The 13,497-nt window shown below is 67.3% G+C and carries 9 protein-coding genes; 5 read left to right on the top strand and 4 right to left on the bottom strand.

The window, feature by feature from the left end:
* Positions 1–58: 58 nt before the first annotated feature.
* On the top strand, positions 59–2,707 hold the full coding sequence (locus tag ABE522_RS08195; protein ID WP_346591255.1) for a hybrid sensor histidine kinase/response regulator: 2,649 nt from the start codon (positions 59–61) through the stop codon (positions 2,705–2,707).
* Positions 2,708–2,793: 86 nt separating this feature from the next.
* Here ABE522_RS08195 and ABE522_RS08190 read toward each other — a convergent pair whose 3' ends face one another.
* Genes ABE522_RS08190 through ABE522_RS08175 form a run of 4 tightly spaced genes read right to left on the bottom strand, consistent with a single transcriptional unit; the run spans position 2,794 to position 6,639 of the window.
* On the bottom strand, positions 2,794–3,441 hold the full coding sequence (locus ABE522_RS08190) for a response regulator (RefSeq protein ID WP_042614680.1): 648 nt from the start codon (positions 3,439–3,441) through the stop codon (positions 2,794–2,796).
* Positions 3,442–3,462: 21 nt separating this feature from the next.
* Complete coding sequence (locus ABE522_RS08185; protein WP_346591254.1) at positions 3,463–4,563, bottom strand: ABC transporter substrate-binding protein; 1,101 nt, start codon at positions 4,561–4,563, stop codon at positions 3,463–3,465.
* Complete coding sequence (locus ABE522_RS08180; protein WP_346591253.1) at positions 4,560–5,966, bottom strand: sensor histidine kinase; 1,407 nt, start codon at positions 5,964–5,966, stop codon at positions 4,560–4,562. The genes ABE522_RS08185 and ABE522_RS08180 overlap by 4 nt, the downstream gene beginning before the upstream one ends.
* Positions 5,941–6,639: a response regulator transcription factor gene (locus tag ABE522_RS08175; protein ID WP_346591252.1), complete on the bottom strand. Its 699-nt coding sequence runs from the start codon at positions 6,637–6,639 to the stop codon at positions 5,941–5,943. Before ABE522_RS08175 ends, ABE522_RS08180 begins: the two co-directional genes overlap by 26 nt.
* 528 nt (positions 6,640–7,167) lie before the next feature.
* Between ABE522_RS08175 and ABE522_RS08170 the strand changes: the two genes are divergently transcribed.
* The 4 genes from ABE522_RS08170 to ABE522_RS08155 all read left to right on the top strand — a co-directional run bounded on the left by ABE522_RS08170 (position 7,168) and on the right by ABE522_RS08155 (position 13,094).
* Positions 7,168–8,325 carry an OprO/OprP family phosphate-selective porin gene (locus ABE522_RS08170; protein ID WP_406846326.1) on the top strand — a complete coding sequence of 386 codons (1,158 nt, stop codon included), beginning with the start codon at positions 7,168–7,170 and terminating at the stop codon, positions 8,323–8,325.
* 56 nt (positions 8,326–8,381) lie between these two features.
* Complete coding sequence (locus ABE522_RS08165; protein ID WP_346591284.1) at positions 8,382–9,710, top strand: CitMHS family transporter; 1,329 nt, start codon at positions 8,382–8,384, stop codon at positions 9,708–9,710.
* A gap of 31 nt (positions 9,711–9,741) precedes the next feature.
* Complete coding sequence (gene phbB, locus ABE522_RS08160) at positions 9,742–10,482, top strand: acetoacetyl-CoA reductase (RefSeq protein WP_346591250.1); 741 nt, start codon at positions 9,742–9,744, stop codon at positions 10,480–10,482.
* Between the two features lie 326 nt (positions 10,483–10,808).
* Positions 10,809–13,094: a TonB-dependent receptor gene (locus tag ABE522_RS08155; RefSeq protein WP_346591283.1), complete on the top strand. Its 2,286-nt coding sequence runs from the start codon at positions 10,809–10,811 to the stop codon at positions 13,092–13,094.
* The last annotated feature ends 403 nt before the right edge of the window (positions 13,095–13,497 follow it).

Here is a 13,497-nt window from a genome sequence, read left to right as displayed (position 1 = left end):
CCGCGCTTGAGGCGTGGCGGCCGTTGGCCGTCACGCGCTCCCCGTAGACTCTGCTGCCATGTATCGGCTCGGCCGCTACCGCAAGCTGGCCACGACCCTGCTGGTGATGATCGGCGGGACTGCGCTGTGCGCGGTCTCGGCCGGGCATTTCGCCGGCCAGCGTGCTTTGGCCGGGGAAAGCGCGCAGGTGCAGCGCCAGTTGCAGCTCTACGGGCAGGGCCTGCAACAACGGATCGATCGCTTCGGCACCCTGCCGCAGGTGATGGCACTGGATCCGGACCTGCTGGCCGCGCTGCGCAGCGCGCCCGACCCCGCCGAGCGCCAGCGATTGAACCTGAAGCTGTCCCAGGCCAACCAGGTGACCCGCGCCTCTACCCTGACCCTGGTCGGCCGTGACGGGGTTGCGGTTGCGGCCAGCAACTGGAACCAGCCGTCGACCAACGTCGGCGAAGACTACAGCTACCGGCCGTACTACCTGCAGGCAATGGCGTCCGGCCACGGCCGTTTCTACGGCATCGGCATGACCACCGGCGTGCCGGGCTACTACCTGTCCCACGCCATCGATGATGCCGACGGCACCCGACTGGGCGTGGTGGTGATCAAGATCGAGCTGTCCGCGCTGGAACAGGAGTGGGTGGCCAGCCCGGATATCGTGTTGGCCAGCGACAATCACGACGTGGTGTTCCTGTCCAACCAGGACCCCTGGCGCTACCGGCTGCTGCGGACCCTGGGCGCCGAAGAGCGCAGCGAGATGCTGGCCAGCCGGCAGTACGCCGACCGTTCCCTGCAGCCGCTGCGTGCGCGCACCGAGCGGGTGCTCGATGATGGCGGCCGCATCGTGCGCATGGCCGATCCCGCGATGCCCCGCGCGCTGCTATGGCAGACCATCGACCTGCCCGAAGAGAACTGGCACCTGCACCTGCTGCACGACGCCAGCGGCGCCGGCGCGGTGGCGCGCAGTGCGGCCGTGGGCGGCGGCGCGGCCTGGTTGGCGCTGGGTTTCCTGGTGCTGTTCGTGCAGCAGCGGCGGCGCCTTTCGGCACATCGGCAACGCAGTCGCCGCGAACTGGAAACCCTGCTCAAGCAGCACGCGCAGGAACTGCGCAGCGCGCAGGACGGCCTGCTGCAGGCGGCGCAGGACGCCGACCGCGGGCTGAGCCGCAGCCTGGAACACCTGCCGCAGGGCGTGGTGATCATCGACAACCAGCAGCATCTCGTGGCCTGGAACTCGCGCTACCTTGAACTGTTCCGCTTCCCGCCCGGACTGGTGCAGGTGGGACGGCCGATCGAGGAAATTTTCCGCTTCAACGCGCGTCGCGGCCTGCTCGGGCCGGGGCCCATCGATGAAGCCATCGAGCGCCGCCTCAACCACCTGCGCAGCGGACGCCCACACATGCGCGAAAGCGAGAAGGACGACGGCACGGTGCTGGAAATCCGCGGCAATCCGCTGCCCGATGGTGGCTTCGTCACCAGCTATGCCGACATCACCAGTTACAAGAACGCCGCGCGTGAGCTGCGTTCGCTGGCCGATGCGCTGGAACACCGCGTGGCCGAGCGCACCCGCGACCTCGACGAAGCGCGGCGCGAGGCCGAGCAGGCCAACCGCTACAAGACCCGCTTCGTGGCCTCGGCCGTGCATGACCTGCTGCAGCCGCTGAACGCGGCCCGCATGTTCGTGTCGGTACTGCGCGGCAAGCTGGCCGATGGCGAACAGCAGCAGACCGCCGACCACATCGAAGCGGCGCTGTCGGCGCAGGATGCGATCCTGGTCAGCCTGCTCGACATTTCCCGGCTGGAATCGGGCAGCCTGCAGACGCGGGTGCGGGCTTTCGCGCTGAACCCGTTGCTGGAGACGCTGGCCCGCGAGTTCGGCATCGCCGCCGAAGGCCGTGGACTGCAGCTGCGCTGGGTGCCTACCGCTGCGGTGGTGGTCAGCGACGAGGCCCTGCTGCGGCGCATCCTGCAGAATTTCCTCTCCAATGCGCTGCGCTACACCCAGCGTGGGCGCGTCCTGCTGGGCTGCCGCCGCGAAGGCAGCCGCCTGTGGATCCAGGTCCACGACCAGGGCCCCGGCATCCCGGAGAGCCTGCACAGGGAAATCTTCGAAGAGTTCCGCCGCCTGCATGATGGCCAGGAGCGCGGCACCGGACTGGGGCTGGCGATCGTCGAACGCATCGGCCGCTTGCTGGGCCATCCGATCCGGCTGCGCTCGGTGCTGGGCAGCGGCACGATGTTCGAAGTGGCCGTGCCACTGGGCCGCGCGGATGAGGTGGTGACGTCGGTGACGGTGCACGCGCCGGTGGTGGTGGAAACCACCGCCGACAGCCCCCTGCGTGGACGCCGGGTATGGGCCATCGATGACGATGCGCATGTCAGCGCTGCCACGCGCGCGCTGCTGGAAAAATGGGGCTGCGATGTCGAGCAGTCCGAAGGCCCGCAGGCCGCGCTGGATGCCGCCCACGCCGGGCAGGCACCGGAGCTGTTGCTGCTGGACGTGCGCATGGGCGAGTTCCACGGGCCGACGCTGTATGAGGCGCTGTGCGAACGCTGGCAGGCGCGGCCGCCGGTGGTGCTGGTCACCGCCGAACGCGATGACGCGCTCAGGGCGCTGGCCGCTGACAACGGCTGGGGCTTCCTGGCCAAACCGGTGCGCCCGCCCGCGCTGCGCGCGCTGATGACCCAGCTGCTGCTGCGCCACCGCGGGTAGCGCCAGATGCCCGGCCTGACGTCGCGGTAGCGCCGACCCATGGTCGGCGAGCGCAGCGGCGCGGCGCGGCGCGGCCCTACCCTGCCCTACACCAGGCCGGCATCCCCTTCCGGTTCCAGCGCCTTCACCAGCACCGCGGCCTGCGTACGGCTGTGGCATTCCAGCTTCTTCAGGATGGCGGTGACATGCACCTTCACCGTGTTCTCCGCCAGCCCCAGCGTATAGGCGATCTGCTTGTTCAGCAGCCCATCGGCCAGGCACAGCAGCACGCGGAACTGCTGCGGCGTGAGCTGCGCAAGGCGGCTGGCCAGCAGTGCATCGGCGTCGGATCGCTCGGCGGCCATTGCCGGAAACCACAGCCCCCCATCGAGCACGGCCGCCACCGCCTCGCCGATGGTCTCCGGCGGCACCGATTTGGGGATGAAACCGGCGGCGCCGAACTGCTGCGCGCGGCGGATGACGCGCGGGTGGTCATTGGAAGAAAGGATCACCACCGGGATGTCGGGATGCGCGCCACGCACATGCAGCAGCGCTGAAAACCCGTGCGCGCCGGGCATGGTCAGGTCCAGCAGCACCAGGTCCACGTCGGGATGCTGGTCCAGCGCCTGTTCCAGCGCTTCGGCACTGGCGACTTCGCGCACGTTGACCTGCGGCAGGCCCTGCCGCAGCGAATGGACCACGGCAGCGCGCAGCAGGGGATGGTCGTCGGCAACCAGCAGGTTCAGTTCGCTCATGCGGGCATTGTAGGGCCGACTTCAGTCAGCTGCGGCTGCAGGGCCACGCCGCCCTTGCATCGGTGCCGGCTGGCGCGCCGGGCGCATGCTGCTGTTCCATGCGTCCAGGAATTGCCGCCGCTTCAATGCATCGAGGTAGACCAGCAATCCGGGGCCGAGCTGGATCGGCCTCAGGTTGCGCCCCGGGCTGCCGTTGCGCGTCGCGCCGCCGCGCACGATCGGCATCAGCCGGGCTTCGCGGGACAGCACCTGCTGACCACGCGGAGACAGCAGGTAATCCAGGAAGCGCCGCGCCTCGGCACTGTTGCGGCTGTTGCGCGGGATCACCGCGGTACGCAGCATGACCAGCGTGTAGTCCTCGGGTTCGACGATGCCCAGGGGTTGGCCGTCTTCGATGCGCGCCTGCGCATAGGAGCCGAGCACGTTGTAGACCAGCGACAGCTCGCCGCTGCTGACCTTGTCCAGCAGCACGCCGGTACGCTCTTCCAGCAGCACCTGGTTGTCGCCAAGCGCGCCCAGCAGGGCGCCGGCCATGCTGCCGCGCTGCGCATCCTGCGTGGCCAGCAGGTAGCCCACGCTGCTGCGGTTGATGTCATACGTGCCGACCCGCCCGCGCAGCGGGGCATCCGGCGCGCGCAGCAGGTCCAGCAGCTGGCGCCGCGTGCGCGGCACGCGCGCGGCAGGCAGCGTGCGGGTGTTGTAGACCATCGCCACCGGCTCGTAGCTGATCCCGAAGGCCTCGCTGCGCCACTGCGCCCACCCGGGCAACCCTTCGGTCTGCGGGGAGCGGTGCGCCAATGCATGCCCGTCGTTGACCAGCTTGGCCTGCAGGTCCATGCCACTGGAAATCAGCAGGTCGGCCGAGGCGGCCCCCTTCCGTTCGCGAAGGAAACGCGCATGCAGGTCCTGGGTGATGATGTCCTCGTATACCACTTCCGTACCCGGATGCAGGCGCTGGTAATCGGCGATCACCACCGCGAATACCTCGATATCGGTCGAGCCATGGATGCGCAGCTGTGCGCTGGCCTGCCCGGTGGCAGGGAAACGCTGCACATCGCCGGGCGCCGCCACGGCAACCTGTAGCGACAGCAGCAGGGCCACCAGGGCAAACAGTCGGGTCATGCGTGGCTCCGGGGCAGCACGATGGTGGCTACCAGGCCGCCTTCGCGGCGGTTGGAAAGGTCGATGTGGCCGTCGTGCGCATCCACCACGCGCTTGACGATGGCAAGCCCCAGCCCCGCGCCGCCGGCTGCCGCGCCTTCACCACGGGCGAAGCGCTCGAAGACACGTTCGGCATCGCCGGGGGCGATGCCCGGGCCGTGGTCGGCGATGGTCAGCACGGCCTTGTTGCCATCAACAGTCAACGCCACCTGCAACGGGGCCGCCGCGCTGTACTTGATGGCGTTGTCGATCAGGTTCTTGATCGCCTCGCGCAGCAGCAGCGCGTCGCCCTGCACCCAGACCGGTCCCGCACTCATCGCAAGATGCACCCGCGGGATCGGCTCCACCTGCGGCACGGCCTCGTGCAGCGCCTGATGCACTGTTTCGGCGAGGTCCACCGGCGCATAGCGCTGCAGGTTCGCGCGATGGATCACGCTGGCATCGCTGAGCAGCTGGTTGAGCAGGCGGCTCATGTGGCTGGCGTTGCGCTCGATCGCCAGCAGGCTGCGCCGCATGTCTTCGGGCTCTTCGTCATCCAGCGCCAGCTGCGCCTGCGCGCGCAGTGCCGCCAGCGGCGTGCGCATCTGGTGCGCGGCTTCGGCCATGAACGAACGCAGGGTTTCGTTGCTGGTCGACAACCGGCCCATGAAGCGGTTGAGCGCGGCGACCATCTGGTCCATCTCGCGCGGCACGTGCGCGTCCAGTGGACGCAGGTCCGATGGTTCTCGCCGCGACAGCTCACGTTCCACCCGCACCAGCGGGCGGAAGGCACGGTGTACGCCGACACCGACCAGCGCCAGCGACAACAAGGACAGTACCGTGATGGCCAGCAGCGCGCGGTTCACCATCTCCTGCGCAAGTGCTTCGCGCGCACGCCGGGTCTGCCCGACCTGCACCTGTACCTCGCCCTGCACCGAGGGCGATGACAGGTTGCGCGCCACGACCACGAAACGTACGGTTTCCCCGCTGTAGGGCGCATCGAACAAGGTCGGCGCATCACCGGATGGCTTCGCACTGCGCGGCGCGGTCGGCAGGTCAGCGTAGCCGGTGATCAGCTTGCCGCGGCTGTCCGCCACGCGGTAGAAGACCCGGTCCTCCGCTGCCATCGCCAGCAGGTCCAGCGCGGCATAGGGCAGGTCGACCTGCCACTGTCCGTCGACCAGCGCCACCGAATCGGCAATGGACAGCGCCGAGGACACCAGCAGATGGTCGTAGGAGCGGTTCGCCGCGCGTTGGCCGTAATCCCGCGCGGCAAACAGCAGGGCCACGGCGAACACCGCCAGCAACGCGCCCAGGTACAGGGTCAGCGTGCGCCGCAGCGATGCCGGGCGCTGCCGCTCATGCGGGCGCATCGCTGCCCCCATCGATCGCGTCCACGGCTTCCAGCATGTACCCCACGCCGCGCACGGTGACGATGCGCAGGGGCGCAGCAACCAGCTTGCGCCGCAACCGGCCGACATACAGTTCGATGGCATTCGGCCCGGCTTCGTCGTCGAAACCGAACAGCCCGTTGCCGATCTCGTCCTTGCCGACCACCTGGCCCAGCCGACCGACCAGGATCTCCAGCAGGCGGAATTCGCGGTTGGGCAGCTCGATCAGTTCGCCGTCCAGGCTGACCCGGTGGGCGGCATTGTCGAACTGGAACCCACCGATCTGCACGATCTCGCTCGACTGACCGCGCGCGCGTCGCAGCAGCACGCGGCAGCGCGCTTCGAATTCGCGGAAATCAAAGGGCTTGCCGAGGTAGTCATCGGCACCCACATCCAGCGCCTGCACGCGGTCTTCGATACCGTCGCGGGCGGTGAGCATCAGCACCGGCGTGCTATCGCCGCGTTCGCGCATCCCAGCCAGCACGCGCAGGCCGTCCAGCTTGGGCAGGCCGATGTCCAGCACCACCAGGTCGAAGCTCTGGTAGCGCAGCACGCTGGCAGCGGCCAGTCCATCGGACTGCCAGTCCACCGCGTGGCCGTTGCGGCGCATGCGGCGGATGATGGCATCGGCGAGGTCCGGGTTGTCTTCGACCAGCAGCAGGCGCATGCGGTTGTCGGGTACGGGGGAATGGAGATGCTAACGCACGGGGGGTGGATCGAACGGGTGATGCCGCTCGCGGCGTGCCGGCTTGCCGGATTACGGGGTTGGCGGCGGGTGGAGGGGGTTGGCAGGACACGCCGTGAACCCGTCCCTGGGGGCTCGCTGTTGCCATCCATGGCAACAGACGGTCCTGCCAACCCCACCCACCGTCGCCCTGACAGGTTCCGCTGGCCGGCAGCCGCGTTGAAAACAAAGAGCGGTAGCGCCGAAGGCAGCGGCAGGAGCCGCTGCCAACGTCGCGTGCGACGGCCCGCAGGGTGCCGGGCAGGATGCCCGGCATCGCCATGCTCGGCGGGGCGGGCCGGCGGGGGGAATCGCGCGCTTTCGCTGCGCTGCACAAACCGCTGACAGGTGAATGACAGCTTGCCGGGTCGAGACTGCGGCCTCGCATCCGTTCCGGATGCCCACGTTGGCCGCGCGCCGGGCGCGCACCTGGGAGGGTTTGTGGAAGTATTTTCTGTTCGTTGGTCGGCCGTGGGGTCGTGCGCGGTGGCTGCCTGTGCCGTGTTTGCTGCTGCGCCGGTCTTTGCCGCCGACGATGACCGGCCAGTCACCGCCGAGATCGGTGGGCGCCTGCATCTGGATTTCGCCAGCTTCGACAACGATGGCCGTGGCACGCCGAACAAGGATGACACCGAGGTGCGTCGTGCGTGGCTTGACGTTTCCGGCAAGTTCTTCGTGGCCGATTACAAGATGGAAGCCGACTTCTCCGGCGATCGCGTCGAGGCCAAGGATGTCTACCTGAGCCGCAGCTTCGGCGATGCCGGCCGGCTCACCGTCGGCCAGTTCAAGCAGTACTTCTCGCTCGATGACCGCACCGGTTCCAACTACGGCAGCTTCCTGGAACGCGGCAACGCCGGCACCTCGCTGGCGCCGCTGTACCGGCTGGGCGCTTCCTGGCAGGCCAATCCGGGTGATTTCACCTGGGCGGCCAGCCTGTACAGCCTGGAAAGCATCGATGCCTGGCAGGTCAAGGGCCGCGCCGCCGGTGGCCGTGCCACCTGGGCGCCGAGTCCCGCTGCCGGCGACGTGCTGCACCTGGGCGTCTCGGCGGCACGCGAGCGGTATGACAACCCCGGCGCCAGCGGTGCCCCGGCGCTGCGCATCCGTCCGCGCCCCGCCGGCCACCTGTCCGATGAGAGCCGCCTGACCCTGGTCGACTTCTCCGCAGGCCGCGATACCGACGTGGACAAGTGGTCGCTGGAGTACGCGCAGGTGCGTGGGCCATGGTCCTGGCAGGGCGAGTTCAGCGATGCCACCTTCGACGATGGCCTGCAGCGCGGCAAGGTGCTGGCCGGCTACGGCATGCTCAGCTGGTTCGTCACCGGTGAGTCGCGCGGCTACGACCGCAGGACCGGTCGCTTCGCCCGCATCAAGGACATCCGGCACAAGGCTGGTGCGTTCGAACTGGCGCTGCGCTACGACCAGATGCGGGGTGACCAGCACCTGGTTGGCCAGCCCGACCTGCGTGACGGCAGCACCGAAGCGTGGACGCTGGCGGGCAACTGGTACCTGCGCGACAACCTCCGCTTCATGCTCAACCTGATCGAGAGCCGCAACCGCGACCGTCTGGCCGACGTCACCGTCGATCGCACGCGTGCGGTCACCGGCCGCCTGCAGTTCGATTTCTGATGCCCACCCGCTCTCCCCTCCCCCTTCCGCACTAATCCGCAAGGAGTCCGCAGATGATGCTCAGCATCCTCGGCTTTGGCATGGTCATTACGTTCATGTACTTGATCATGAGCAAGCGACTGTCGCCGCTGGTCGCCCTGATCACCGTCCCGATCATCTTCGCCCTGCTGGGCGGCTTCGGCGCCGGCATCGACCAGATGATGCTCGACGGCATCAAGAAGATCGCGCCCACCGGCGTCATGCTGATGTTCGCCATCCTGTACTTCGGGGTGATGATCGATGCCGGCCTGTTCGATCCGCTGGTCCGGATCATCCTCAACGTGGTCAAGGGCGATCCGCTGAAGATCGTCATGGGCACGGCCGTGCTGGCGATGCTGATCTCGCTGGATGGCGATGGCTCGACGACGTACATGATCACGGTCTCAGCGATGCTGCCGTTGTACCGGCGACTGGGCATGAATGCCTTGAACATGACCTGCGTGACCATCCTCGCCGGTGGCGTGATGAACCTCACCCCGTGGGGTGGGCCGACCGCGCGGGCGGCCACCGCGCTGCACGTGGACCCGGCCGATGTGTTCGTGCCGCTGATTCCGTCCATGGTGATCGCCTGTGCCGGCATCCTGGTGCTCGCCTGGTACCTGGGCATGAAGGAGCGCCGTCGGCTGGGCGTGGTCACGCTGCCGCAGGGCGGCTCGTGGATGGACTCCAGCGTGTCCGACGATGGCGATGCGCTGCCGACCGTGGAAGATGCCGAAGACATCAAGCGTCCGAAGCTGTTGTGGGTCAACTTCGGCCTGACTGCCGCGCTGATGGCCGCCCTGATCATGGGCCTGCTGCCGATGCCGATCCTGTTCATGGTGGGCTTCGCCATCGCGCTGGTGATCAACTACCCGAACTTGGCCGAGCAGCGCCGCCGCGTCGTCAACCACGCAGGCAACGTGCTGTCGGTGGTCTCGCTGATCTTCGCCGCCGGCATCTTCACCGGCATCCTCAACAACACCGGCATGGTCGAAGCGATGTCGCACAGCTTCCTGGCGATCATCCCGGAAAGCTGGGGGCCGTACCTGGCGGTGATCACCGCACTGGCGTCGATGCCGTTCACCTTCTTCATGTCCAACGATGCCTTCTACTTCGGCGTGCTGCCGATCCTGTCCGAGGCCGCTGGCAACTACGGCATCACCCCGGTGGAAATGGCCCGCGCGTCGCTGGCCGGCCAGCCGGTTCACCTGCTCAGCCCGCTGGTGCCCTCGACCTACCTGCTGGTCGGGCTGGCCAAGGTGGAGTTCGCCGACCACCAGAAATTCACCCTGAAATGGGCGGTGCTGATCTCGCTGCTGCTGATGGCCGGCAGCCTGCTGTTCGCTCTCTACCCGTTGGCCGCCTGATGCGGCCCCGTCACAGGAACTGGAGAAAACCATGACCCTTCGCATCGCATACGTCACCAGCGGCATGGGCAGTGTCGGCACTGCGATCTGCCAGACCCTGGCACGATCGGGCCATACCGTGGTCGCCGGCTGCGCACCGAACTCCCCGCGCAAGGCCGGCTGGCTGCGCGAGCAGCGTGACCTCGGCTTTGACTTCATCGCCTCCGAAGGCAACGCAACCGATTGGGGTTCCACCGCGTCTGCCTTCACCAAGGTGCGCGCCGAAGTCGGCGAGGTCGATGTACTGGTCAACAATTCCGGCGGCAGCCGCGATGTGCTGTTCCGCCAGATGAGCGCCGATGACTGGAATGCGGTGATGGCGTCCAACCTCAACTCGCTGTTCAACATCACCAAGCAGGTGGTCGACGGCATGGCCACGCGCGGCTGGGGACGCATCATCAACATCGGTTCGGTCAGCGCGCACAAGGGCCAGATCGGCCAGGTGAACTTCGCCACGGCGAAGGCCGCGATGCACGGTTTCAGCCGCGCGCTGGCTGCGGAAGTCGCCGCTCGTGGGGTCACGGTGAACACCATATCGCCGGGCTACATCGCCAGCCAGTCGATCAGCAGCTTCCCGCCGGACGTGCTGGACCGGCTGGCCGCCTCGGTGCCGATCCGTCGCCTCGGCAGGCCCGAAGAAGTGGCCGCACTGTGTGGCTGGCTGGCATCGGACGAATCGGCGTACGTGACCGGCGCGGACTATCCGGTCAACGGCGGCCTGTACATGGGGTGACGCAGCCAGGCGGATCCGATGGGTGGCGCTGCGCTCGCCGTCCCTCGGTAGTGACGGCCGGGTGGGTGACGACCGTTGGTCGTCTGCTCCTGCTGTTGGTGGGTGACGACCGTTGGTCGTCACGACCTTGCCCTTGCCCTTGCCGCTGCGCTCGCCGAGCATGCTCGGCGCTACCCTCGGTGGCGGCGCGCGGTCCTTCGACATAAAGCGAACGCCGTCGCAGTTGCACGCCTTCTACGCTTCACCGTCAAAAACCCGTCATTTCCGCTCCGCATAGTGGTTGGTGACCTGCAGCCCGCAGGACCTTCCCCATGCAACGGAACGACATGCAGACCCGACACCTGACGATAGCCGTGGCGATCGCGCTTTGCGCCGCCAACGCCCACGCCGCCGGCGAATCCAACGCCGATACGGCCGTCACCGCGCAGACGCTGGATGCCGTGTCGGTGATCGGCCAGGGTGAAACCCGTCAGGTGCAACGCATCACCACCGTGGACAAGCAGGTGCTGCCGCCCGGCACCAGCGGACAGAAGATCCTCGATCGCCTGCCCGGTGTTTCCGTGCAGTCCAACGATGCCTTCGGTGCCAACGAGGAATCGCAGACCATCAGCCTGCGCGGCTTCGACAAGAGCCGCCTCGGCTATACGCTGGACGGCATCCCGCTGGGTGACAACAGCTACGGCAACTACAACGGGCTGAGCATCGCGCGCGCCCTGATCGCCGAGAACCTGGCCGGCGCCGAGCTGTCGCAGGGCATCGGCTCGCTGGGCGTTGCCTCCACCAGCAACCTCGGTGGTGCGATCCAGTATTTCTCGATGGACCCTTCCACCGAGTTCGGCGGTCGTGCCAGCGTCACCGTCGGCGATGACAACCAGCGCCGTGGCTACCTGCGCGTGGATACCGGAGACATCAACGGGTTCTCCGCTTATGTGTCCGGCGTGCACCAGGACGCGGACATGTGGGCGGCGCCGTACCAGAACCAGACGACGCGACAGTTCAACGCCAAGGCCGTCTGGCATGTGGGCGACAACCGTTTCGGTGCGTTCGCCGCGACCTCGCGCGCCAGCCAGGCCAACTATGCGTATCTGTCCAAGAGCATGCTGGACCGCGGGCTGGGCTACGACTGGAACATCTATGCACCTGACTGGGAGCGTGCCGTCGCCGCCGCCTACTGCGCGCCCGCCACCCGTGATCCGGCACGCTGCGCCTTCACCGGCGGCGTCAACAGCATCGACGATGCGTACTACCAGAGCCGCGCACTGCGCGACGACAACCTGTATTCGCTGGATGCCGACTTCAAGCTGGGCGATGCCGCCGTGCTGAAGCTGCTGGCCTACCACCACGACAACCGCGGCCAGGGCCACTGGTGGGCACCGGGCCAGCCTTCCCATCCGGGCACCGATCGCGAGATTCCGATTTCGATCCGCAGCACCAATTACACCATCAACCGCCAGGGCCTGACCGCAGCGTTGACCTGGAACCTGGGTATCCACGAACTGGAAGCCGGGCTCTGGTACGAGAAGAACGACCATAACGTAGAGCGCAATTTCTACTACATCGACGGCCCCTTCCTGGACGACACCTACCTCAACCACCCGGACCGCCGCCTGTTCGACCAGGACTTCGATATCCGTACGCGCCAGTTCTACGTGCAGGACCGCATGCGTTTCCTGGACGACCGGATGACAGTGGACGTGGGCGTCAAGAGCCCCAACACGCGGATGACGGCCCATGCGAAACCGGGCACTGAATCCCGCTATGCCTCCGGCACCTTGACCGCCAGGGAATCGGTGCTGCCGCAGGCCGGCATCAGCTTCAAGCTGAGCCCTCGCCAGGAAGTGTTTGCCTCCTACGCCGAGAACATCGCCGCCTTCGTCGGCGGCGGCAGCGGCGGTCCCCTGCAGGTATCGCCGGAGTCCTTCGCTGCCAGCGTGGATGACCTGGAGCCGGAAAAGTCGCGCACGTTCGAAGCCGGTTTCCGTCGCTTCGGCGACAAGTACCAGGCCTCGCTGGCGGCCTACCACGTGATGTTCGACAACCGCCTGCTGTCGCTCAATCCCTGCACCAGCATCGAAGTCGGCACGCGGCCGGAGTGCATCACCCGCTTCATCAATGTCGGTTCGGTGAAGAGCCAGGGCGCCGAGCTGACGTTCATCCTCAAGCCGCTCGACGGCCTGCAGTGGTACAACGCGCTGTCGTGGAACAAGACCACCTACGAGGACGACTACACCTCCGGTGGTGCGATCGTACCGGTGGCGGGAAAGATCACCGTCGATACGCCGCAGCGGATGGCTTCCAGCGAACTGAGCTGGAACCACGACGGCTTCTTCGCCAGCGTGCGCGCCAAGTACACCGGCAAGCGCTATTACACCTATACCAATGACCAGTCGGTACCGGGGGTGACCACCTTCGATGCAGGCCTCGGCTATTCCTTCGGCCCGGGCATGGGATTGCGCGACATCAAGGTATCGCTCAACGCCACCAACCTGACCAACAAGCGCTACGCAGGGCAGTTGAGTTCGTTCGCGCCGACCGATCCGACCGGGACCCGCTATGCGATCCACGCCAGCGCACCGCGGCAGGTGTTCATGACGGTGGGGGTTGATTTTTAGTCCTCGGCGGGGGTGGTTGTGTCATGGGTTGAGGCGGGGGAGGGTAATGCGCGGGACACGCCGTGAATCCGTCCTTGGAGGCTGCGCCGCCGCTTGCTCGTGTGCGCTGTCCTGCGCACACGGCAAGACCGCATGCGCCCGACCCATGCGGCTCAGCGTCCCGCGCATCACCCTCCCCCGCCTCCGGACGGTGCGCTGCCGCCGCCGGGTTTGGGGGGGGAAGAGCAGAAGCAGAAGCAGAAGCAGAAGCCGCCGAGCATGGCTCGGCGCTACCGCTTTTTCTTTTTCTTTTACGTGGCGGGCGGCCACCGGAATCTGTCCGGGCGGCGGGCGGGTGGGTCATGCAGGACCGTCTGTTGCCATGGATGGCAACAGCGAGCCCCCAAGGACGGGTTCACGGCGT

It is taken from the genome of Stenotrophomonas lacuserhaii (genome assembly GCF_039674585.1).
GTDB classification, from domain to species: Bacteria; Pseudomonadota; Gammaproteobacteria; order Xanthomonadales; family Xanthomonadaceae; genus Stenotrophomonas; species Stenotrophomonas pennii_A.
This window is presented reverse-complemented; position numbering and strand designations above follow the sequence as displayed.

What these genes read in the sequence shown, in the direction of transcription:
- phbB (WP_346591250.1), top strand. Translation starts at nt 9,742, where the DNA reads ATGACCCTTCGCATCGCATACGTCACCAGCGGCATGGGCAGTGTCGGC.
- ABE522_RS08190 (WP_042614680.1), bottom strand. Translation starts at nt 3,441, where the DNA reads ATGAGCGAACTGAACCTGCTGGTTGCCGACGACCATCCCCTGCTGCGC.
- ABE522_RS08155 (WP_346591283.1), top strand. Translation starts at nt 10,809, where the DNA reads ATGCAGACCCGACACCTGACGATAGCCGTGGCGATCGCGCTTTGCGCC.
- ABE522_RS08185 (WP_346591254.1), bottom strand. Translation starts at nt 4,563, where the DNA reads ATGACCCGACTGTTTGCCCTGGTGGCCCTGCTGCTGTCGCTACAGGTT.
- ABE522_RS08165 (WP_346591284.1), top strand. Translation starts at nt 8,382, where the DNA reads ATGCTCAGCATCCTCGGCTTTGGCATGGTCATTACGTTCATGTACTTG.
- ABE522_RS08180 (WP_346591253.1), bottom strand. Translation starts at nt 5,966, where the DNA reads ATGGGGGCAGCGATGCGCCCGCATGAGCGGCAGCGCCCGGCATCGCTG.
- ABE522_RS08175 (WP_346591252.1), bottom strand. Translation starts at nt 6,639, where the DNA reads ATGCGCCTGCTGCTGGTCGAAGACAACCCGGACCTCGCCGATGCCATC.
- ABE522_RS08195 (WP_346591255.1), top strand. Translation starts at nt 59, where the DNA reads ATGTATCGGCTCGGCCGCTACCGCAAGCTGGCCACGACCCTGCTGGTG.